A 21,106-nucleotide genomic window follows, 5' to 3' on the forward strand; every position below is an offset into this window, starting at 1 on the left:
CAAATCTTTAAGGCCTCCCTTTAAAGATACTCTTTAATCTATCGATAAATTTACTAGGTTTTGAGGGTATCTCCTCTATTTGTACTTCTGTAAATTTGTTTACTATCTTGTAAAGCTTTTTACTAATTTCTGCCTGTGGATATAACACAGAAAATGGTTCTTGTTGTTGGACAGCTTTGCGAACATATGGATCTTCTGGCAAGGAACCAAGGACTAATACTTCCTTAGAGAGAAATTTAGACATTGCCAATTTAAGTCTAGCTGTAGTGTCTTTTCCCTCCTCCTCTGAAAACGCTCGATTACACAAAAGAAAAAAGTTCTTTTCAGGATCCTTATAATGTATATATTTCATCATAGAATAAGCATCTGTAATCGAAGTAGGCTCAGCAGTTGAAATAACGATAATATCATCCACTGCAACAATTAAATCTAATGCCTGTGAAGTTGCTCCGGCTCCCATATCAAACACGATAAAATCGAAGGATTTTTGAAGATATTCAAAGGCTTCAATCAGTCGTTGAAACATAGTATCGGTCCATTCTATAACACCATTTAATCCAGATCCTCCTGAGATATATTGAAGTCCGTATGGCCCTTCATACATGACACTCTCCAATAATTTTTCTCCAAGTAAATAATCCTTTAAATTAGTAGGAACAGTTTTACCTAGTAAAATATGGATGTTACCCATACCGATATCCATATCTATTAATACTACTTTTTTTCCTTGAGCACTAAGCATTGTTGTAAAGTTGGTTGAAAAATTACTTTTACCTACTCCCCCTTTACCGCTGACAACAGCTATAGAGCGACCTAATTTACTGTGGCTTCGAAGCATCTTCATTCTTAATTCCTCAGCTTGATCTCTCATAGTGAATCCCCTTTAATAATAAATCAAGTAATTCTTCTAGACTAGCTTCAACGATATCTTCAGGTACTTCTTGACCATCTGTGTAGTACGCAAGGCCCTTGTTATATTTAACCATTAAATTAATAATGGAGCCAATAGAATTTGTTTCATCTATTTTAGTAAAAATTAATTTTTCAATAGGAAAATCTACAAATTGTTCTATAATTACACTCATGTCTGTTTCTTTTGAGGTTGAAGAGAGAACAAGATACGTTTCTGTATTACTCTTAAAATCTATCAGTTTTTGTAAATCCTCAACGAATTTCACTTCCTTGTAATTCCGACCAGCGGTGTCTATAAATACAAGATCCAATGATTCAAACTTCTCAACAGCTTGCTGAAAATCTTTAGGACTGTAAACTATTTCAATGGGTGCCTGAAGAAGACCGGCGTAAGTCTTCAACTGCTCAATAGCAGCAATCCGATAAGTATCAGTCGTGATGAATCCAACCTTTTTCTTTTTCTCTAAAACAGCACGAGCAGCCATTTTTGCTATAGTCGTTGTTTTACCAACCCCAGTTGGGCCTAACACATTGATGAATTTTCTTTCATAGGATATACCTCCGAAAGGGAGATCCTTAAGCAAGTTATAAATATAGTCTTTTGTAAGATCAATCTGTTCCTCTATATTTATAGAATCTCTATTTATTTCATGCACAAAAAGCTCATCACTCATGCTAGTGATAAGCTCCTCTGCCAATTCCTGCTGCTTAAGATGATTTATAAGTATTTGAAATTCTTCCGGGTATTGCTGCTCTAACTGCGGACGTTGGATAGATTTCACCATTTTCTTTAAGTCTTCTAGTTCTTTTTTTATCTCTGACGCATGGTTAACGTCGGGCTCTTGCTTAAAGACGGGATAATCAGGTGTATGAACGGGAGGTTCAACTGTGTCTATGCCAGCTAATACTTCAATAGACTTCTTTTTGAACATTCCAATGAAGCCCTTTGAATATACTACTTTAGAGCTTAAGATTACCGCTTCCTCACCCAATTCATTTCGAATAGCCTTCATCGCTTCTGGCATTGTAGCTGCTACATATTTTTTCATCTTCACTCCACATTCACCACCCCGACGCTTTGTACCTCAATTGATGATTCTAACTCGTTATAGGAAAGAATCGGTATTTGAGGGAAATATCTCTCTGTCATTTGTCTTAAATACATTCTTACTGCTGGAGAGCATAGTATAATTGGTGACTGCTCCATCAGTGAAGCACGTTCAATTTCTCTAGCCATAGATTCTAAAATAGCCTGTGAGTCATTCGGATCGATGGAAAGGTAATTCCCATGCTCCGTTTGTTGAATACTATCCGCGACAATTTTTTCAACTCTGCCAGATACTGTTAAAACTTTTAGCACATTACTATTACCAGCATATTGAGAAGTTATTTGCTTCGCTAATGCTTGTCTCGTATACTCAGTTAATATATCGACATCAGATGTCATTTTTGAATAATCAGCTAGTGTTTCAAAAATAATAGGTAAGTTTCTTATCGATACATGCTCTCTTAGCAGGTTGCCTAAAACCTTTTGAATCTCTCCTATAGTCATCGGAGTTGGAGTTAATTCATCCACTAATATAGGTGAAGTCTCGCGAATATGATCGATTAATTGCTTAGTTTCCTGTCTACCTAATAATTCATGTGCATGATTTCGAATAATTTCCGTCATATGCGTTGAGACTACGCTTGGTGGGTCAACCACTGTATAGCCCATTATCTCTGCTTCCTCTTTGACAGCCTCTGTTATCCATTTAGCTGGAAGACCGAAAGATGGTTCTACTGTGTCTATTCCATCGATTGTATCGTCATCACCAGGGCTCATCGCCAAATAATGATCGAGCAATAGCTCTCCTCTAGCCATCTCGTTCCCTTTAATCTTTATACGGTACTCATTTGGCTGAAGCTGGATATTGTCTCGAATCCGTACAACCGGTATAACTATTCCAAGCTCTAATGCAAGCTGTCTTCTTATCATAACTACTCGATCAAGTAAATCTCCGCCCTGTGCAGTATCCACAAGTGGTATCAATCCATAGCCGAACTCAAATTCTATTGGATCTACGTTTAATAGATTAATAACATTCTCTGGACTTTTCATATTATCTGTGGCTGCTTCCTCTTGAAATTCCTCTAGCTCTTCTGGGTCTTCTTTTTCTGCCTTACCCATCATATAAGCGCCAATGACAAGTATAAGAGAAATAGGTAAAGTTAAAAGAAGTCCAATAGGGGTTACTATCCCTAGAAGTGCAATTGTCCCCGCAGCTACATAAAGAAGCTTAGGCTGATTCAATAGCTGTCCAGTAATATCTCCGCCCAAATTTCCTTTTGACGCAGCTCTTGTAACAACTATACCCGTCGCGGTAGAGATTAAAAGCGCCGGAATTTGTGACACAAGTCCGTCCCCTACAGTCAATGTAGAGAATAATACCGCTGCTTCTCCAAAAGGCAAACCAAACTGAACGACTCCAATGATGACACCAAATAGAAGATTGATAATTACGATAATAATACCCGCAATAGCATCACCTTTTACGAATTTCGTAGCACCGTCCATTGCACCGTAAAAATCTGCTTCTCCGCTGACTTTTTCACGTCGTTCTCTTGCTTCTTTTTCAGAAATCATCCCAGCATTAAGATCCGCATCAATACTCATCTGTTTACCAGGCATAGCATCTAATGTAAAGCGCGCAGCAACCTCTGATACACGCTCAGCACCTTTTGTTATTACAATGAATTGAATAATTACTAAAATAGCAAAAACGACTAGACCAACTAACATATTCCCCCCGGTTACAAAAGTACCAAAGGTTTCAACTACCTTCCCTGCATCTCCCTCGGACAAAATCGCACGTGTCGTTGAGACATTAAGTGCAAGCCTAAACAAAGTTACTAGTAATAACAGTGTAGGAAAGACGGAAAATTGTAGCGCCTCCTGCATATTCATTGCGGTCATTAAAATTAATAAAGCTATAGTAATATTAACGATTATTAAAAAACTCAATAACCAATGAGGAAGAGGTATCACGAGCATAGCCACAATAGAAATTACTGCTGCTAATACGGATATATCGCGAACTTGCATATACTTCCACCTCAATCTTTAAATTTTTTGTTTAATGCGATATACATAAGCTAGAACCTCTGCAACAGCCTTAAAGAATTCATCAGGAATTCTTTGACCAATTTCTACTTGATCATACATTGCTCTAGCAAGTGGCCGGTTTTCAACCATGACTACATTATTTTCTTTAGCAATCAATTTAATCTTCTGAGCAACAAAGTCTGCTCCCTTAGCTATTACTACTGGCGCATCCATAGAGGAATCATCATACTTTAAAGCAATTGCAAAATGGGTAGGGTTCGTAATAACAACATCTGCTGTTGGAATTTCCTGCATCATTCTCCGCATGGCCATTTCTCTTTGACGCTGACGAATTCGGGATTTAATGATAGGATCTCCCTCTGTGTTCTTATGCTCGTCTTTTATATCCTGCTTAGACATCTTCAAATTTTTCTCATAATCAAAGCGTTGATAGAAGAAATCTAAGATCGATATAAACAACAATACAAAGGAAGCTGCTATTCCCATCATTCCTGTAAGCCATCCGATGGTAGATAAGGTATCCCAAGCAGTTTTAAAAGAAAGAGAAAGCACTTGCTCCAGATTCATCCATATAATAAGAGTCGTAACCGATCCAATAAAAGAAATTTTAAGAATGGACTTTAATAGTTCAATTATTGCCTTCATCGAGAAGATTCGTTTTAACCCTTTTATAGGGTCTATTTTTTTTAAGTCAAACTTTAAGGGCTCAGTCGTAAAGAGCAACCCAAACTGAAAAAAATTAGCTGCAATAGCTGCAACCACAGCTACCAGCATGATAGGTAACAAGATAAAAGCCATTTCCATCAGCATATCTTTATAAATTTCTAAGGCTATTTCTATAGTTACTGTATCCATCAGTATATATTTAGTAAAAGTAACATTAAAAAATGTAAATATTTCATTGCGTAAAAACCCCGCAAAGAAAAACATGAAGAGGAATACTGCAAGCAACACAATGGCGCTTGTAACATCCTGGCTCTTTAACACTTGTCCTTTTTTTCTAGAATCCTGCCGTTTTTTAGGAGTAGCTTTTTCTGTTTTTTCTCCTGCGAAATACTGTAGATCCAATCGGAGCATCAACATATTAGCCACCACCTAAAATAATCATTAAATCTCGCATACTTATAATCATGATTTCAAACATTTTCTGCATAACTGCTAGTAAAACTCCCATCATGACTAACAAAACAATAAATGTAACTCCTATTTTAATAGGGAAACCCACTACAAATATATTCAGTTGAGGAACTGTACGAGCAGTTATCCCTAATGCAATATCTACTAAAAACAAAGTTGCTACTATAGGAATAGACATCTGGAAGGCAACTGCAAACACTCCTGCAAATGTCTTCATGATGAACTCCACATAGTTTTCTTGCCCAAATGCTAGCGATGAAGTTTCCATAGGAATAAATTGATAGCTATAAAAAATTCCATCCAATAGCAAATGATGCCCATTTAATGCTAGTAATAGAAGAAGAGCAATAATGTTTAGAAATTGACCGATTAGAGGAATTTGAGCTCCCGTTTGGGGGTCTATAACATTCGCTATCGCAAATCCCATTTGGAAATCGATAAATCCACCAGCAATTTGTATGGCAGAAAGAATTATGTAAGCAAGTAACCCTATAAATAACCCAACCATAACTTCCTTTATAATTAGTAATATGTACTCTCCATTTATTTCAAATGGTGTAACATCCAACGTATAATACATCATCCATGAAAGAACAATTGCAAAGCCTATTCGATGCGTGGCTGGAATAGTACGATGTGAAAATAAAGGTAAAGTAACAAAAAACGCAGAAACTCTTGCAATGATCAATAATAATATAGTTAGGCTTGGTATTATTTCTTCCATTGAACTAACCAATATATCTCACTAAATTTTCAAAAATATCTGCTGCATAGGAGGTTACTTGTGACAGCATCCAAGGCCCAAAAAAGACAATAGCCACTAATACTGCAATAATTTTAGGAACAAATGCAAGAGTTTGTTCCTGAATCTGTGTGGTCGCCTGAAAGATAGACACCGCAAGACCAGTTATTAATGCAACCAACAAAAGAGGACCTGATGCAAGAAGAATGACCCAAATGGCTCTTTCTGCAATTGATATTACCATTTCATTACTCAATACAATCAGCTCCTAAAAACTTTGTAAGATGGATTTCATGACTAAATACCATCCATCTACTAACACAAATAGTAAAATCTTAAATGGTAATGAAATCATTACCGGAGGTAACATCATCATCCCCATAGACATCAATACACTAGCGACGATCATGTCAATCACTAGGAAAGGGATAAAAATCATAAAGCCTATTTGAAAGGCTGTCTTAATCTCACTTAAAGCAAAAGCTGGAACCATCACCGTTAATGGAATATCATCAATCGTTTCTGGTCGTTCTGCCTCGGTATATCGTAAGAATAACTCTAAATCCTTTTGCCTTGTATGCTCACTCATAAACTCTTTAAAAGGTCCACTAGCGTTCTCATATGCCTCTTCCAAAGTTATCTCTTCGTCAAATAGAGGAGTTAAGGCTGTTTCATTCACTTCCTGGAGCGTTGGCGCCATGATAAAAAACGTAAGGAAAAGTGCCAATCCAACTAATACTTGGTTTGGTGGCATTTGCTGTGTTGCTAGAGCAGTACGAACAAATGACAAAATTATAATGATTCTTGCAAAAGATGTCATTAATATTAATATACTCGGCGCCAAAGACAAGACCGTAAGTAATAGCATTAATTTGATAGAAGTGGAGACATTTGACGGATCGCTGTCCGAGAAAAATTGGACGAAATCATTCATTGTTTTTGCGCTCCTTTGTCTTCCAATCCTTTAATACTTCACTACGGTCTCTTTTAATATCTTCTAATTTCTTTTGGAACGTTTCATTGAATGAAGGATTTTCATTATTTTTAGTAGAACTAGTCTTGTTTTTAATCACTTTGTTCATTAATTCCATTACATGAGGTAGTGTTGGCCCACTACCAAGCTTGTCTTCATATATCTTAGTTAACTCTTCTATTTCTTGAGGATCAGTGATTTCTTTTAATAAGTTAATATTTTCTCCAATTCCAACTAAATAGAGTGAGTTGCCCACTTGCAATAATTGAATTGATTTTCCCTGCCCCATTCCAACTCCTCCAAGATTATGGATGAGTTGGTTATGCTGGAAGCTTCTATTTCTTTTATTGAGGAAACGTAATAGTCCATAAAGTAAAGCAATCACAAATAACAAAGCGAATATCATTTTGATGTAATCCCAAGCTGTAATAGATACTCCACTTGACTTCGAATCTTGCGAAGTATTTTCTTCAGGTACTACCGCATTATCTTCCTCAATATTTTGTTCTGACTTTTTAGTTGCATCGGATTCGTTATTTACACGTTCCAGATGTTCCTTGATGCTTTCATTTGAATCTACAGAAGCTTCTGCTCCCATTGGAAAAGGTAAAACTAATAAAAACAATGCGATGCAAATACTGAGGTAAAGCTTCCACATCATTAATTACCCTATCGCTTTTGAGATTGCTTCAATTACTCGATCTGCTTGGAATGGTTTAACGATAAAATCCTTTGCTCCTGCTTGAATGGCATCAATAACCATTGCTTGTTGCCCCATTGCTGAACACATAATAATAGTTGCGCTAGGATCTTTTTCTTTAATCTTCTTCAATGCAGCAATACCGTCCATTTCAGGCATAGTGATATCCATTGTCACTAAATCTGGTTTAAGCTCAGCGTATTTTTCAACTGCTTGTGCCCCGTCAGCCGCCTCACCTACTACTTCAAAACCATTTTTAGATAAAATATCCTTAATCATCATGCGCATAAATGCAGCATCGTCCACTATTAAAATTCTTTTCGACATAATATGTCTCCTCCAGTACTTATCGTAAATTATTAATTCGTTCTGCTTGGCTTAGAATATCTGTAATACGAACACCAAAGTTCTCATCAATTACTACTACCTCGCCTTTTGCAATATGACGATTATTGACAAGAATATCTACAGGCTCTCCTGCCAATTTGTCCAGTTCTATGATTGAACCACTAGTAAGTTCCAGAATTTCCTTTACCGTTCTTCTAGTACGTCCTAATTCTACTGTTACTTGAAGCGGTATATCAAGAAGTAAATTTAAATTTCTTGACTCGTTAGGAGTAAGGTTTGACGCTTCAAAGCTTGCAAATTGCGCTTGTTGCACTTCTACCGGACGTGTATTACTTTGTCTAGATTGTTGAGGTTGCTGTGGAGCAACGGGCTGTTGAATCTGTGGTGCCTCGTAATAATCTGGTTCCGGTGCAGATACGTGATTGTTATTAACTCTTTCTTCGTATACAGTGGCAGCAGCTTCTGGTTCTGCTTCTTCCTCTCCCAATAATGATTTAACAAGATTCAGACCGAATTCCAGAGGGATTAGCTGCATAATATTGGAGTCTATTAAACTTCCTACACGCAATCTAAATGACACTTTAATTAGTAAGTCATCATTAGGAATTGCTTCTTCGCCTTCACCTTCTAATAAATTTAGAATGTCTATGGATGGTGGGGAGATGTCCACTTTTTTATTGAATACAGTTGACATAGAAGTAGCAGCCGAACCCATCATTTGGTTCATTGCTTCCTGAACTGCACTTAATTGAATTTCACTTAGTTGAGGACTAGGATCTATTCCGTCTCCGCCTAACATTAAATCTGCAATTATTGCTGCATCTGATTGCTTAATGACTAATAGGTTCATACCTATTAATCCAGCAGTATATTGAACTTGTACAGCAACATACGGATGTGGAAACTCCTCTACTAATTTACTTCTATTAATCATGCTTATATTTGGAGTTGTAATATCAACTTTCTGACCCAATAGCGAAGATAATGCAGTCGCTGAGCTTCCAAAGGATATATTACCAATTTCTCCTAAAGTATCGATTGCAAAAGAGTCTAAATAATCTTCTACATTTGTTGTATTTGTGTCTGTTTCATTTCCACTTATATTGTCAACCGTTCCTCGTAGGAGGGCTTCAATTTCTTCTTGGGAGAGCATATCATCACTCATCATCATCCTCTCCTCCTTTCAAAGTTTCAATAATTTGTACTGCCATATGTTTCTTTAGTTTTCCTGGTTGTGCTTTAAATTTTGGTATGTCTCCTACTTTTATTGTAAGGGCATCCTCAATTTTAGCGTTTAGTTGTACAACATCCCCAAGCTGTAAATATAATAAATCTTCAATCGATATATCAGTGGAACCAAGCTCAGCTACGACTGGTATTTCAGCAGATTTAACTCGTTTTTTCAGTACAGCCAATTGCTCTGGGGATACCTCTTTCTTATTAGTCTGCATCCAGTAACGAACAGAAAGATTTGGCACAATCGGCTCTAATACTACATGAGGGATACAAATATTTATCATTCCGCTAGTTTCACCAATAACAGTATTAAAGGAGATCACAACCACTGTTTCATTTGGCGAAATCATTTGAAGAAATTGAGGATTTACCTCTAACTCCGTCAATATAGGATCGATATCTGCTATATTAACCCAGGCTTCTCTCAGGTTATCAAAGGAACGTTCGAATAAATTAGTCATTATTTTCGTTTCAATCTCTGTTAAATTATCTACCTTTGTATGCGCCTGCCCTTTCCCACCCATCAACAAATCTAGCATAGAATAGGCGATGTTTGGGTTAATCTCCATTAGTATATTTCCTTCTAATGGTGGTACCTCAAAAACATTTATAAGAGTCATATGTGGTACAGAACGTATAAACTCTTCAAAAGGGATTTGGTCAACCGATACTACAGATATTTGGACATATGTTCTTAACTGGGCAGAAAAAAATGTGGTTAAAAGACGAGCAAAATTTTCATGTATACGAGTAAGACTGCGTATTTGATCTTTCGAGAAACGCAGAGCTCTTTTAAAATCGTAGGAACGAATTTTTTTTGATTCTTGTTCGCTCTTCATTTCATCTGCTGTCATTTCACCGGTTGAAAGGGCACTTAACAATGCATCTATTTCTGATTGAGATAATATATCTCCTGCCAATCTGCCCACCTCCATTCAAAAAAGTACTTTACTGAATAATATAGGAAGTAATATATACTTGCTGTACTTCCCCATCATCCATTAATTCGTTTATTTTAGTTTTTAAAGACGATTCCAATGTTAACTTTCCTTGCTTACCTTCTAAATCCTCTGGCGTCATTTCTGAAAGCTCAGTGATTAGAATATTTTTCACTTGAAAATCACGTTTTGTAAGCTCCTCAGCTGCCTCAGTACTATCCGTTTGTACCTTCATAGAAATTCGGATAAATTTGTCGCCAGCTAAATTGGTTGTGATTTCCTGAATGTCTACAGAGGATTCGACAATTTCATCTATTGTAGGCTCTTTGCTTTCATCCCCGTTATTCAATTGTAAAAATACAATAAGTGCAACTACACCTACTAAAGTAAGTGAAACTAAAATTATTAACATAATAGTCAATACCTTGCTGTTACTCTTCATCCTGTTCACCTCTTAAATAAGGATTCGATAAAATATGTATTTCCTTGTAAAACTGAGCGATTTTATAATACACATCTTCTCGAGATTCTAACGCCACATATTTATGACCATTCGTTAGCGTTATCGTAGTATCCGGAAAAGATTCAACCGTCTCTATGTATAATGCATTTAACGAAAACTCTTTACCGTTTAAACGAGTCAAACTAATCATTTATTAAGGGCCGGACCGTTCAAGGAACGGCCCAACCCTCCCTTACATTGAAACTATCAGATTATCGTTTTAAGTTAACTAATTCTTCTAGAATTTGATCTGAAGTTGTAATAATACGAGTATTTGCTTGGAATCCACGTTGTGCCACGATCATATCTGTGAACTCTTCAGATAAGTCAACATTGGACATTTCTAGGAAGCCAGAGTTTACAGTACCCATACCTGATTGTGTAGCAGTTTGAAGAATTGGCTCTCCTGAATTGGAAGTGTCTTTAAAATAGTTTGCTCCTACTTTCTCTAGGCCTCCCGCATTTGGAAATTTTGCAAGAACAAGTTGACCTGCCCAACGCAACGTACCTTCCTTGTCAACAAATGTTACTGTTCCATCTTGACCGATATTCATACTTTGTGCATCTGTTGGTATCTTTATTGGTCGATACTCCCCACCTACAGTCAGTGGTGTATCAGGTAAATAACTACCACCAGTATTAAGGTTGCCAGAAGCTTCCCAGTTTCTTTCAACACTAGATGCATCTGGATATGACAAATTAATAACCGCAGCATTTGCAGCAGCTAATGTCTCCGCAGCTAATACTGCTTTATTGTTCGCTTCAAATGCATCTTTTGCTGCACTACCAGCAGGAGTTGTGCTAATAGTTGGATCTTGGGCATCTTTCAACACTTTCTCTTCTGCCACTAATTTGTCTTCTGCAGCCTTAATTAAAGCAGGATCCGCGGGACTTTTAGCTTTTTCATCTGCTAAGCTTTTTTTAGCATCTGCCACATTTTTTTCTAATGGCTCTAAAGCTTTTGCTAATGTATCAGCTTTAGCCTTTGCGTCAATAGCTGCATCCTCTGCAGGCTTCTTAGCATCATTTGCTAATTTTGTAGCATCTGCAAGTGCTTTTGGATCAACTTTAGTAACTCCACCAACTAAAAATTTACCATCACTATTTACTAAATACCCTTCATTGTCCATATAGAAATTACCTGCACGAGTATATAAAGGATTAACAAATCCACCTCGATTAGCATTAGTTGAGTCCGCTACTTGAAAGAATCCATCTCCAGAAATAGCAAGGTCTAATGTATTTCCAGTAGATTGCATTGAACCTCCTGAGTGAATTGTATCAATTGCAGATAATTGAGATCCTAAGCCTACTTGTTTTGGGTTTACTCCCCCACGTGTCCCTGTAGCTGCAGAAGCACCAGCGGTAGTTTGTGAGATTAAGTCTTTGAAGATGGTACGACCTTTTTTAAAACCGTAAGTATTTACGTTTGAGATATTGTTACCTATTACATCTAATTTTGTTTGAAAGTTTTTAAGTCCTGAGATACCTGAGTACATTGAACGAATCATTGATTAATTTCTCCCTTCGATTTGTGTGCTAGCTTCAATCAGTCCACTGCACATAGCATCCTATAAAGGTCCTGCTATCCTAGCACAATTGTGCCGTCAATATTAGTAAACAATTGGTTTTTCGCTTCCGTGCGATCCATGGCAGTTATAACCGTTGCATTTTTTGCACTTACGATTAGAGCTGCTTGATCCATCAATACTAATGAGTCATTGACACCCTTTGAGCGCGCTTCTGTTACTTTATCACTTACAAGCTGCCACTGCGCATCTGATATATGAATATTTCTTTCTATTAATCGCTGATTAGCATGTTTGCTTACCTTTAATTCCGTTTTAACCGTGGCTTCATGTAAATGCTGTAAAAACGCTTGCTTCGACGATGTGACTTGTTTAGATGTAATTGGTTGACGGATTCCTGGCTGCAGCGTGACGCGGTTAATAGTAACTTGGTCCATTGCATGTCTCCGTTCTATTTATTATTGAATAGAATTTATTTTTTCTGCTGTAATCGTCTTACCTCCATCAAGATTAAAAACAATTACTCCTTCTTTTTTAGATACTGATTGAACAACACCTGTAGCTTCCGCAGAATCAGCAGTGTAGCTAACAGTTTTTCCAATCATCATACTCGCTTCTACTAAGTTATTAGAGTTTGCATTGTTTGATAGTACTTCAGATATATTACCAGGTGTGATTTTCTTTCCGTCCGAAAGCGTAAATTCTACACTCCCATTCACGAATTTTACTCCTGTGATTAAACCTGTACCTTCAGTTGTGATCGGTTTACCAGCTTCATCTAGCTTATCTGTCAGCTCATGCCATTTCACTTGTTTACCAGCGAAATTACTATATTCAATCATTTGAGTTTGCTCTTGTGCCTCTGCATACTTCTCAAATGCCTTAGTAAGGTTTGTCATTTGCTCTAAAGATGAAAACTGAGCCATTTGGGCAATGAATTCATTGTCCTTCATCGGATTTGTAGGATCCTGATTTTGAAGCTGAGCCATTAATATTTTTAAAAATTCATCTTTACCAAGTGTACTATTTCCCGTAGTTTTAGTAGTTTTCTTTGAAGATAAATACATATTACTCGTAATTGGTGATAAGTCGGCCATAGTTATACCTCGATTTCATTTAAAAATTCTTGGAAAGTAGTTTGAGTATCCTGACTTTCTGGATTAGAATCTTGTTGCTCCTGCTCTTGTTGCTGCTTAAAGGAAGAGTCTTGGAAGCTTTCATTTCTTTGTTGCTTAGCAGTGTCCTGCAAAGCTTGAGTAATCTCAAGTTTTTCAACCTGGATGTTCTGATTTGCTAATCCTTGTCTTAGTTGACCGGAATGGGTATCTAGCATTTCTTTACCTAAAGCAGTTGAGGCTAACATTTTTGCAGTAAGTATTCCATCCTTTTGGATCAACTCGATACGAATTGTCCCAAGCTGTTCTGGATATAGTTTAATAACTAATCTATTAGCTCCCCCAGATTGTCCAAATTGTACCCGGTTCATAACCTTTTGAAGCTCTTTCAAAAACTCCTCTGATTGAGCAGGTTTTTCAGTAGGAAGAGTCATTGTTACAGTTTCTACCTTTGTTTGTACAGTAGTCGTTTGACCTTGAACCAAAGAAGTTATCTCTTTACTTTCCGTCACTACTTCTGTATTCGCTCCTTTTACAACAGTTTGATTTATCACCATTTGCTGTAAAAAGGCTTTAGGAATAGTAATTGTACTCTTTCCTTGATTAAGAGAGACATTCATTAAGTTTTCCTTTAATGTTTCTAACGTTTGCTTTAAATCAAACAGCGTAGATTCTTGCTTAAAAGTTAAATCACTTTTGTTACCGATAAGTTGAGCAATTTTTAAAAGCTCCACTGCTTGTGTTGCTTCAACAGGGCTTACGACTGATTGCTTAGCCTCAACTTGGTTTGCCATTACCGGGTTTGCCATCGCTTGTCCATTCAAGGATAAAAGGATAGATTCAACAAGCTTATTAGGTTGTTCCGAAACGATAGCGAGAATATCCCATACGTCCTGTGTTTGATTTTCCAGCTTGGACAAATCATCAGTTTCTCCTAGTAGCTTATTTAACAATTGTTTTAGTGAACTAGAATCTACCGTTAAATCATTAGCTTGTAGTAACTCCTGTGCTTCTTCCAATGATTGAACATCTAGAAGGGAAAGTAAATCTTGAATAAAATCTGGCTCTTTATCTGCACCATTCGATACATTTGGCAGTTGCAAAGTTTGACTAGAAAGAATTTGCCCAAATACATTACCAAAAGCCTGTCCGTTACCTGCTTGTAACTGTGGTTTGGATTGTACTGCTACTGAATTTCCCATATTAACCATTGCCGCTATGTTCATTTTTTCACCTCCCTTCAAATACAAGAAGCATGCTCTATTGTTTAGTCATTAGCTCGGTATATTTTGCTGCATCCAGGGGGGACATTTTTTCGTAAATTTTTGCAACTGTATCTGGTTTTAAGCTTGCTAAGATTCTCAAAGCCTCAGCATCACTCATATTTGTAATAACAGGTGCTGCTGTCTTCGCTGACATTTTTTCAAAAGTAGAAACTACTTCTGCATAATCTCTTTTAGATTGTTCGTTTTGTCTCTTTAATTCCTCAATTTGCTGTAATAGACTCTCCTGTTCCAATAACAATGATTCTTGTGATTTCTCGGAGTTGTCTATTTCTGCTTGAAGCTTATCGATTTGGACTTCCTTTTGCTGGATCTCTGCTTGAAGAGAAACAACTCTCTCCTCTAAACGATTCGTTTTCTTGTTTTCACCTATGGACTCTTCCTGACCAAGAGAAGTAAGTTCTTTAGCTTTTTCAAAAACATTTATATGTGTTATCTGAGCAAAAGTTAGAAGGAGAGCCAAAGCAAAGAGAAGCGGTATGATAAACAAATATAGTATTTTCTTGCCTAAGCCCGCTTTCTTCGGCTCGTTGTCCATCGTTTGTACGCTTTTCTTTTTGTTATTCGGTTTAGCCATGCCTTTACTCACCTAATCTCTTTGTTTTGAAACTTTAAGGAAGATATCTCATCTAATACAATTGACTCTAATCTAAACTGTTCTTGTTGAAAGCTTTCAAAATCTTTTTCTTTCATTTTTTCAAACTTACGAACTTCTAAGCTTTTTTCTAATAACTTTTCTTCATACCAATTCATCTTTGCTCTAGCTTGAACTACTTCCTTCTGCACTACTTCAATTCTTTTTTGTAAGCCTTCCAAAAAGTTGGAGTAATGATGTATTCCATCTATACTTAAACCATTTACTAAAAGATTATTTTGTGCATCTAATGTATTTTCTCTTTTTTTCAAAAGATTATATAGCTCAGTAGCAACCTCTTCAAAAGAATTCACCGATTCCTTATATGCTATTTCTGTCTCTGACTTTTCTTGTTCTCGAACCGTAAGTACTTTAGCAAATTTATATTGATAAGCAACCATCTTAAGCTCCACCACCTGATAATGTCACTAATTCATTCACGCTATTTTCCAAAGAAACCTTATCAAGATATCCTTGCTTTAAAAAGGAGGTTATTAAAGGTTCAAATTGAATCGCCTCATCGATTTCTCGAGAGGTTCCACGTTTATATGCACCGATATTGATCAAATCCTCTGATTTATTGTAAGTAAAGTAGAGCTCCCTAAGTCTTTCTGCTGCTTTTACATGGTCTTCATCTGAAATATGGTTCATTAGGCGACTAATACTTTTCAACACATTGATGGCAGGAAATTGCCCTTTATTAGCAAGAGATCTATCCAGAACAATATGCCCATCTAATATCCCTCGTACAGTATCTGCTATCGGCTCATTCATATCATCACCATCTACTAAAACTGTATAGAAAGCAGTAATAGTTCCTCGTTCATTTGTACCTGTTCTCTCCAACAACTTGGGAAGAATAGAGAAAACCGAAGGTGTATACCCCCTTGTTGCTGGTGGCTCACCTACCGCTAGTCCAATTTCACGTTGAGCCATTGCCACACGGGTAACAGAATCCATCATCAGCATGACATTTAAGCCCTTATCACGGAAATATTCTGCAATAGCAGTCGCAGTAAAAGCTCCCTTTATACGCATAAGTGCTGGTTGATCAGATGTAGCTGCAACAACTATAGATTTTTCCAGTCCCTCTTTGCCTAGATCTCGTTCGATAAACTCTCGAACCTCTCTTCCACGTTCTCCAATTAGTGCTATAACGTTTAAATCAGCGTTAGTATTCCTTGCTATCATTCCCAACAAGGTACTTTTACCTACACCCGAACCAGCAAATATACCAACCCTTTGTCCCTTTCCGACTGTAAGCATACCATCAATCGCCTTCACACCCACCTCAATTTGCTCATGGATAGGTGGTCTCGTTAATGGATTTGGCGGATCTTGTTCGGTACCAACCGTGCTTAACCCTTTAGGTAATACTGTTCCATCTATCGGGTTTCCCATAGAATCTAGTACTTTACCTATCAGCTCTGGCCCTACTTTTATCTCTAAAGGACTATTAGTTCCTTCCACTAAGCAACCTGTTGAAATTTCGCGAATGTTTGTATAAGGCATTAAAATAACTATTTCCTCTTTAAAACCGACTACCTCAGCAAGTATTACTGACGGTCCATTTTTAACGGAATTAATATGAATTTTACATACATCACCAATGGAGCTCTCGGGGCCTTGGGATTCAATCATTAATCCAACAACACGATTTACGCGACCATACTTTTTAAAGGTGGATACGTTTGGTATGTGTTGAATTAAATCGATTGCCTTCATTTACTTTCACTCCATACTTTCAAGAATATCGACTAGCTTACGTCTTAATTCTTTTACTTGTTCATCAATACTTACAACAATCCGACCATGGTTTGTCTCAATATAGCAATCGGTATCATTCATTTCCTCATCAACAAAAATCATAAAAGGTACGTCTACCGGAAAAATAGATGCAAGCTCTTCTCGATTCTCAGAGACTAGTGAAAAGTATACTGGAGAAACATATATTTTAATTTCTTTCATTTCTCTAGCTTCTTTTAATCCTCTTCTAACAATAGATAAAAACAACTCGTGTTCATCTTCTAACTTAACACCCAAAATACGTTCCGCATTTCGAATACTTAACTCAAGAATCACCTGTTCTTGTTGCTGTAAGTAAGCAGCGGCATTCATATACGCTGTTTGCATTGCTTCATTGGCTACGGCTAGCTTATTTTGCATGTCAGCCATAGCCTTTAATCTTCCCTCTTCTAGTCCCTGCGCAAAACCCTCATCATAAGCACTTTTTTGATAACTAAGCTTTTGCTCGTTCCACTCATTTAACTCGTTTTGAATAATGTTCCTTGTTTGTTCTATTTCTTGTTGAAGTTCTTGTTGTTTTTTAGCTATTTCCTGATCTACTTCCTCTAACATTCTGTTTCGATCAGCAGAAAAATTTTCATGTACAACTGACTCTTCTGTTGTATCCTCTTCCATATAAAGATTTTTTATGTGAATGGGACGAATTTTTTCAGAGTTCTCATTTATTTGTACGTTTCGGAAAATTCTAGACAATAATGTCATCTCCTCCACCACGGGCAATAATGATTTCACCAGCGTCTTCTAAGCGTCTGATTACTGACACAATTCTGCTCTGCGCTTCTTCTACGTCGCGTAGTCGAACAGGTCCCATGATTTCCATCTCTTCTTTGAATGTCTCCGCCATGCGTGTAGACATATTGCGGAAGATTATATCTTTAACTTCCTCACTCGACACCTTCATGGACAGAATAAGATCCTCGTTTTCACAATCACGAATAACTCGTTGTATAGAACGATTGTCCAAAGTAACAATATCTTCGAATACGAACATTCTCTTTTTAATCTCTTCTGCAAGCTCTGGATCTTGAATTTCAAGTGCATCCAAAATCGTTTTCTCTGTAGTACGGTCTACTCCATTAAGGACTTCTACTACCGCATCTACTCCACCGGTTTCTGTATAATCTTGTGTAACTGTGGATGAAAGCTTACGTTCTAACACGGCTTCAATTTCACTTATCACTTCAGGAGAAGTGGAGTCCATCGTAGCAATTCTTCTTGCTATATCCGCTTGTACCTCCTGTGGCAGGGACGATAATATAATCCCTGCTTGCTGCGGTTCAAGATACGATAAAATAAGGGCAATAGTTTGCGGATGCTCATTTTGAATGAAATTAAACAATTGGGTTGGCTCTGCTCTTCTTGCAAAATCGAAAGGGCGAACCTGGAGTGAAGATGTCAAGCGGTTAATGATAGCTTGTGCATGTTCACTGCCTAGCGCCTTTTCAAGAACAGTTCTAGCGTAACCAATACCACCCTGTGAAATATAATCCTGCGCTAAGGCAATATTGTGAAACTCTTCTATGATGTCTTCTTTTATTTCTGGCTCTACTCTTTTCACTCCAGAGATTTCTAGAGTTAATCTCTCGATTTCTTCTTCATTTAAATGTTTATAAATAGAAGCAGACACTTCCGGTCCTAGAGAAATTAATAAGAGCGCGGCTTTTTGCTTACCAGTTAGTCCTTTTTCTTTTTTGTTCATAGCCGTCCCCCCTTAATCCTCTGCTATCCAAGTACGTAACAATTTAGCAAAGTCTTCAGGCTTATCTTTTGCCATTTTTTCAAGTTGCTTACGTCTTAAAGTAGATTCTGTTTCTTTTTCATTATTAATATCATCAACTTCTGGTATTTCTTTTGCTTCTTCAAGGATAATTAGTTCTTCCTCTTCCTCACTTCGTCTAGATCGTAGCAACGATACTACAAGGAGAATAATAGCTACAAGGAATACTCCAAGAATCACATAAATCCACCAAGGAATTGTTGAAGAAGGGACATCAGCGAGTTCATTTTTCCCTTTAAGCTCTTGAACGGAGACAACAACTTTTTCTTCAATCTGTTCCTCCGTTAGTTCGCCAGCTTCCTTATCAATAGATGTGCGAACAATCGTTGCAAGAATCTGTTCTATATCTCCTTGGACATCTGCTGGTAAAGAAGTAACATCGTCAGCTTGAGGTGGTTCAACCATTACTTGAATACCTATATCTCTTATTTTATATGGGCTCTCGACTATTTCTTTCCTAATACGATTTACTTCATTGTTAATCGTATCTTCTGTTCTCTCATAGTCACCATCTGCTGTAGAACCTTCCACATAATTAGTAAAATTATCAGTAGCGTCTTCTGATTGAGGAGTACCACCCGTTAATGGATTATTACCAGTAAAAGTTTCAGAGATTCGTTGAGCACTAATTTCAATACCTGCCATATTTTCGACATCAACAGGTTCCACTAGATTCTCTTCTCGGTTTTCTTGTTTAAAGTCGATATCTGTAGTTACAGATACAACAACTTTATTGTGCCCCATCAAAGTACCTAGCATTGTTTGTACTTGGCGTTGAAGGTCACGCTCAATGGTTTTCTTTAATGTCATTTGATCTGTAACATTTGTCCCGCCAGAACCGTTTGCCTGCTCCAAATCAAAGTATTCTAGGAATTGATTTCTAATAACGATATCTTCAGTAGATAAATTAGGTATAGATTTAGATACTAAATTATATAAGGACGCTATTTGAGTTTCTGAAAATTGATACCCTGGTTCTGTGTTAAGTACTATAGATGCACTAGCGGATTCATTGCTTTGAGATAAAAATACCCCTTCTTCAGGCAATGTAATCATTACCTTAGCTTCTTTAACCCCTTCTACACTTCCAATCAAATTCGCTAGCTCTGTTTGTGTAGTGGCAAGCTTGAGTACATTAAACTCGTTATCGGTCATCCCAAAACCTGCATTTTGAGAGAAAAAGCTATAATCTATCATTCCCGATTGTGGAAATCCTTCGGCCGCCATTTGAACTAGCAGTGTATCCTTCTGTTCCTTAGGAACTAATATAGAAGTCCCGCCAGCTGCAATTTCATTTGGTATGCCTTTTGAATCTAAATTTTCTTTAATGCGCCCTACTTCCGAAGGGGTCACTTCTGAATATAGAGGAACCATTTCAGTTTTTGTCAGGAAAAAAGTTAGTACAGCTGCAAGAGCTATTACTCCTAAAAGACCGCCTATCATAATTCCTTTTTGGCCTTTAGAACGACTTTTCCAAAAGACTGTTATATCATTTTTTATTTTCTTTATACGTTCATTCATTTTTATCCTCCGGTTATGGTGAATATTTTAGCTCGATATATTAACTTTAACCGAGGACTAAACTTGCATACGCATGATTTCTTGATAAGCCTCCACGACTTTGTTCCGAATTTCTAATGTAGCATTTAAAGCAATACTTGATTTCTGTGAAGCAATCATCACTTCATGAAGTTCTATATTTCCACCATTGATTAGCTTATTTGTTGCAACGTCTGAAGCTTTCTGTGTCTCATTCACCGAGTTAATAGCACTTTGTAGGAAATCTCCAAAGTTTTCTTGTGCCTGCGACGAACTAACCTTATTAGTCGCCATGGGTGCATTTACCTGAGCAACATTAAACATTGATACTGATTCAATAGCCATAAAGAGTTAAACCTTCTTTCCTATTTTCCAATTTCAAGAGCCTTTGAAAGCATTGCTTTATTCGCGTTAAACACAGTGACGTTTGCCTCATAAGAACGAGTAGCTGAAATTAGGTCAACCATTTCTCTTAAAGGATCTACATTAGGCATTTCAACATAACCTTCTTCGTTTGCGTCCATATGACTTGGATCATATACGAGCTTAAATGGTGTTTCAGTATCCTCTTTTACTTGAGATACCTTTACTCCATTACCAACACCATTTTTATCTGATGTGCCTCTTGCTACATTTAAAAAATTTGAAAATGAACCTTCATTTGGTTGCAATGTTACTGTTTTCCGTCTATATGCTTGCCATTCACCATCAACCATTTTTGCTCTAGTTGTTTCTGCATTAGCCATATTAGATGAGATAACATCCATACGTAAACGCTGAGCAGTAAGAGCTGATGCTGTAGTATTCATCCCGTGAAATATTGACATTA

At 37.1% G+C, this 21,106-nt stretch carries 25 protein-coding genes; all 25 read right to left on the bottom strand.

All coding sequences use genetic code 11. The features are described from left to right. Positions 1-7 precede the first annotated feature (7 nt). Positions 8-871 carry a MinD/ParA family protein gene (locus D0S48_RS05380; protein ID WP_151110525.1) on the bottom strand — a complete coding sequence of 288 codons (864 nt, stop codon included), beginning with the start codon at positions 869-871 and terminating at the stop codon, positions 8-10. After that, complete coding sequence (flhF, locus tag D0S48_RS05385) at positions 855-1,967, bottom strand: flagellar biosynthesis GTPase FlhF (RefSeq protein ID WP_151110527.1); 1,113 nt, start codon at positions 1,965-1,967, stop codon at positions 855-857. The genes D0S48_RS05380 and flhF overlap by 17 nt, the downstream gene beginning before the upstream one ends. Further along, complete coding sequence (flhA, locus tag D0S48_RS05390; protein ID WP_151110529.1) at positions 1,964-3,997, bottom strand: flagellar biosynthesis protein FlhA; 2,034 nt, start codon at positions 3,995-3,997, stop codon at positions 1,964-1,966. The genes flhF and flhA overlap by 4 nt, the downstream gene beginning before the upstream one ends. An 18-nt stretch (positions 3,998-4,015) precedes the next feature. After that, on the bottom strand, positions 4,016-5,101 hold the full coding sequence (gene flhB, locus D0S48_RS05395; protein WP_151110531.1) for a flagellar biosynthesis protein FlhB: 1,086 nt from the start codon (positions 5,099-5,101) through the stop codon (positions 4,016-4,018). Between the two features lies 1 nt (position 5,102). Further along, positions 5,103-5,879, bottom strand: a complete 777-nt coding sequence (gene fliR, locus D0S48_RS05400; RefSeq protein ID WP_151110533.1) for a flagellar biosynthetic protein FliR — start codon at positions 5,877-5,879, stop codon at positions 5,103-5,105. A gap of 4 nt (positions 5,880-5,883) precedes the next feature. Next, positions 5,884-6,153 carry a flagellar biosynthesis protein FliQ gene (fliQ, locus tag D0S48_RS05405; protein ID WP_144538065.1) on the bottom strand — a complete coding sequence of 90 codons (270 nt, stop codon included), beginning with the start codon at positions 6,151-6,153 and terminating at the stop codon, positions 5,884-5,886. Between the two features lie 12 nt (positions 6,154-6,165). After that, positions 6,166-6,831, bottom strand: coding sequence for a flagellar type III secretion system pore protein FliP (gene fliP, locus D0S48_RS05410; protein ID WP_144538064.1), 666 nt, complete (start codon positions 6,829-6,831; stop codon positions 6,166-6,168). Next, positions 6,824-7,528 (bottom strand): flagellar biosynthetic protein FliO, encoded by a 705-nt coding sequence (locus tag D0S48_RS05415; RefSeq protein ID WP_191963874.1) that lies wholly within the window; start codon positions 7,526-7,528, stop codon positions 6,824-6,826. Before D0S48_RS05415 ends, fliP begins: the two co-directional genes overlap by 8 nt. A gap of 6 nt (positions 7,529-7,534) precedes the next feature. Continuing rightward, positions 7,535-7,897: a response regulator gene (locus tag D0S48_RS05420; protein ID WP_144538062.1), complete on the bottom strand. Its 363-nt coding sequence runs from the start codon at positions 7,895-7,897 to the stop codon at positions 7,535-7,537. 19 nt (positions 7,898-7,916) lie between these two features. Then, positions 7,917-9,083, bottom strand: coding sequence for a flagellar motor switch phosphatase FliY (gene fliY, locus D0S48_RS05425; protein ID WP_151113725.1), 1,167 nt, complete (start codon positions 9,081-9,083; stop codon positions 7,917-7,919). Then, the gene (gene fliM, locus D0S48_RS05430; protein ID WP_151110537.1) at positions 9,076-10,074 is read right to left on the bottom strand and encodes a flagellar motor switch protein FliM; all 999 of its coding nucleotides are present in this window, start codon (positions 10,072-10,074) and stop codon (positions 9,076-9,078) included. The genes fliY and fliM overlap by 8 nt, the downstream gene beginning before the upstream one ends. A 28-nt stretch (positions 10,075-10,102) precedes the next feature. Further along, positions 10,103-10,534: a flagellar basal body-associated protein FliL gene (fliL, locus tag D0S48_RS05435; protein WP_151110539.1), complete on the bottom strand. Its 432-nt coding sequence runs from the start codon at positions 10,532-10,534 to the stop codon at positions 10,103-10,105. Continuing rightward, on the bottom strand, positions 10,524-10,745 hold the full coding sequence (locus tag D0S48_RS05440; RefSeq protein WP_151110541.1) for a flagellar FlbD family protein: 222 nt from the start codon (positions 10,743-10,745) through the stop codon (positions 10,524-10,526). Before D0S48_RS05440 ends, fliL begins: the two co-directional genes overlap by 11 nt. A gap of 61 nt (positions 10,746-10,806) precedes the next feature. Continuing rightward, positions 10,807-12,105 carry a flagellar hook-basal body complex protein gene (locus D0S48_RS05445; RefSeq protein ID WP_151110543.1) on the bottom strand — a complete coding sequence of 433 codons (1,299 nt, stop codon included), beginning with the start codon at positions 12,103-12,105 and terminating at the stop codon, positions 10,807-10,809. A 74-nt stretch (positions 12,106-12,179) separates the two neighbouring features. Continuing rightward, positions 12,180-12,560 (bottom strand): TIGR02530 family flagellar biosynthesis protein, encoded by a 381-nt coding sequence (locus D0S48_RS05450; protein ID WP_151110544.1) that lies wholly within the window; start codon positions 12,558-12,560, stop codon positions 12,180-12,182. 21 nt (positions 12,561-12,581) lie between these two features. Continuing rightward, entirely contained in the window at positions 12,582-13,220 is a 639-nt protein-coding gene (flgD, locus tag D0S48_RS05455) for a flagellar hook assembly protein FlgD (RefSeq protein WP_151110546.1), read from the bottom strand. A gap of 2 nt (positions 13,221-13,222) precedes the next feature. Then, entirely contained in the window at positions 13,223-14,464 is a 1,242-nt protein-coding gene (locus D0S48_RS05460) for a flagellar hook-length control protein FliK (RefSeq protein WP_151110548.1), read from the bottom strand. Positions 14,465-14,498: 34 nt separating this feature from the next. Beyond that, positions 14,499-15,098 carry a MotE family protein gene (locus tag D0S48_RS05465; protein WP_151110550.1) on the bottom strand — a complete coding sequence of 200 codons (600 nt, stop codon included), beginning with the start codon at positions 15,096-15,098 and terminating at the stop codon, positions 14,499-14,501. 8 nt (positions 15,099-15,106) lie between these two features. After that, the gene (fliJ, locus tag D0S48_RS05470; RefSeq protein WP_144538053.1) at positions 15,107-15,556 is read right to left on the bottom strand and encodes a flagellar export protein FliJ; all 450 of its coding nucleotides are present in this window, start codon (positions 15,554-15,556) and stop codon (positions 15,107-15,109) included. Position 15,557: 1 nt separating this feature from the next. Further along, positions 15,558-16,880, bottom strand: coding sequence for a flagellar protein export ATPase FliI (fliI, locus tag D0S48_RS05475; RefSeq protein ID WP_151110552.1), 1,323 nt, complete (start codon positions 16,878-16,880; stop codon positions 15,558-15,560). A gap of 6 nt (positions 16,881-16,886) precedes the next feature. After that, positions 16,887-17,663, bottom strand: a complete 777-nt coding sequence (fliH, locus tag D0S48_RS05480; protein WP_151110554.1) for a flagellar assembly protein FliH — start codon at positions 17,661-17,663, stop codon at positions 16,887-16,889. Next, positions 17,647-18,660, bottom strand: coding sequence for a flagellar motor switch protein FliG (gene fliG / locus D0S48_RS05485; protein ID WP_151110556.1), 1,014 nt, complete (start codon positions 18,658-18,660; stop codon positions 17,647-17,649). The genes fliH and fliG overlap by 17 nt, the downstream gene beginning before the upstream one ends. 12 nt (positions 18,661-18,672) lie before the next feature. After that, entirely contained in the window at positions 18,673-20,259 is a 1,587-nt protein-coding gene (gene fliF / locus D0S48_RS05490; RefSeq protein WP_151110558.1) for a flagellar basal-body MS-ring/collar protein FliF, read from the bottom strand. A 57-nt stretch (positions 20,260-20,316) separates the two neighbouring features. Next, a complete protein-coding gene (fliE, locus tag D0S48_RS05495; RefSeq protein ID WP_151110560.1) occupies positions 20,317-20,622 on the bottom strand; it encodes a flagellar hook-basal body complex protein FliE in 306 nt (101 codons plus the stop codon). A 20-nt stretch (positions 20,623-20,642) separates the two neighbouring features. Beyond that, a complete protein-coding gene (flgC, locus tag D0S48_RS05500) occupies positions 20,643-21,104 on the bottom strand; it encodes a flagellar basal body rod protein FlgC (protein WP_144538047.1) in 462 nt (153 codons plus the stop codon). Between the last annotated feature and the right edge of the window lie 2 nt (positions 21,105-21,106).

Source organism: Psychrobacillus sp. AK 1817, assembly GCF_008807035.1.
Classification (GTDB): domain Bacteria; phylum Bacillota; class Bacilli; order Bacillales_A; family Planococcaceae; genus Psychrobacillus; species Psychrobacillus faecigallinarum.

Bases quoted from the DNA above. Each gene is read 5' to 3' on its own strand.
- D0S48_RS05380 (WP_151110525.1), bottom strand. From the start codon at position 871: ATGAGAGATCAAGCTGAGGAATTAAGAATGAAGATGCTTCGAAGCCAC.
- flhA (WP_151110529.1), bottom strand. From the start codon at position 3,997: ATGCAAGTTCGCGATATATCCGTATTAGCAGCAGTAATTTCTATTGTG.
- flhB (WP_151110531.1), bottom strand. From the start codon at position 5,101: ATGTTGATGCTCCGATTGGATCTACAGTATTTCGCAGGAGAAAAAACA.
- fliR (WP_151110533.1), bottom strand. From the start codon at position 5,879: ATGGAAGAAATAATACCAAGCCTAACTATATTATTATTGATCATTGCA.
- fliP (WP_144538064.1), bottom strand. From the start codon at position 6,831: ATGAATGATTTCGTCCAATTTTTCTCGGACAGCGATCCGTCAAATGTC.
- D0S48_RS05415 (WP_191963874.1), bottom strand. From the start codon at position 7,528: ATGTGGAAGCTTTACCTCAGTATTTGCATCGCATTGTTTTTATTAGTT.
- D0S48_RS05420 (WP_144538062.1), bottom strand. From the start codon at position 7,897: ATGTCGAAAAGAATTTTAATAGTGGACGATGCTGCATTTATGCGCATG.
- fliY (WP_151113725.1), bottom strand. From the start codon at position 9,083: ATGAGTGATGATATGCTCTCCCAAGAAGAAATTGAAGCCCTCCTACGA.
- fliL (WP_151110539.1), bottom strand. From the start codon at position 10,534: ATGAAGAGTAACAGCAAGGTATTGACTATTATGTTAATAATTTTAGTT.
- D0S48_RS05440 (WP_151110541.1), bottom strand. From the start codon at position 10,745: ATGATTAGTTTGACTCGTTTAAACGGTAAAGAGTTTTCGTTAAATGCA.
- D0S48_RS05445 (WP_151110543.1), bottom strand. From the start codon at position 12,105: ATGATTCGTTCAATGTACTCAGGTATCTCAGGACTTAAAAACTTTCAA.
- D0S48_RS05450 (WP_151110544.1), bottom strand. From the start codon at position 12,560: ATGGACCAAGTTACTATTAACCGCGTCACGCTGCAGCCAGGAATCCGT.
- flgD (WP_151110546.1), bottom strand. From the start codon at position 13,220: ATGGCCGACTTATCACCAATTACGAGTAATATGTATTTATCTTCAAAG.
- D0S48_RS05460 (WP_151110548.1), bottom strand. From the start codon at position 14,464: ATGAACATAGCGGCAATGGTTAATATGGGAAATTCAGTAGCAGTACAA.
- D0S48_RS05465 (WP_151110550.1), bottom strand. From the start codon at position 15,098: ATGGCTAAACCGAATAACAAAAAGAAAAGCGTACAAACGATGGACAAC.
- fliJ (WP_144538053.1), bottom strand. From the start codon at position 15,556: ATGGTTGCTTATCAATATAAATTTGCTAAAGTACTTACGGTTCGAGAA.
- fliI (WP_151110552.1), bottom strand. From the start codon at position 16,880: ATGAAGGCAATCGATTTAATTCAACACATACCAAACGTATCCACCTTT.
- fliH (WP_151110554.1), bottom strand. From the start codon at position 17,663: ATGACATTATTGTCTAGAATTTTCCGAAACGTACAAATAAATGAGAAC.
- fliG (WP_151110556.1), bottom strand. From the start codon at position 18,660: ATGAACAAAAAAGAAAAAGGACTAACTGGTAAGCAAAAAGCCGCGCTC.
- fliF (WP_151110558.1), bottom strand. From the start codon at position 20,259: ATGAATGAACGTATAAAGAAAATAAAAAATGATATAACAGTCTTTTGG.
- fliE (WP_151110560.1), bottom strand. From the start codon at position 20,622: ATGGCTATTGAATCAGTATCAATGTTTAATGTTGCTCAGGTAAATGCA.
- flgC (WP_144538047.1), bottom strand. From the start codon at position 21,104: ATGTCAATATTTCACGGGATGAATACTACAGCATCAGCTCTTACTGCT.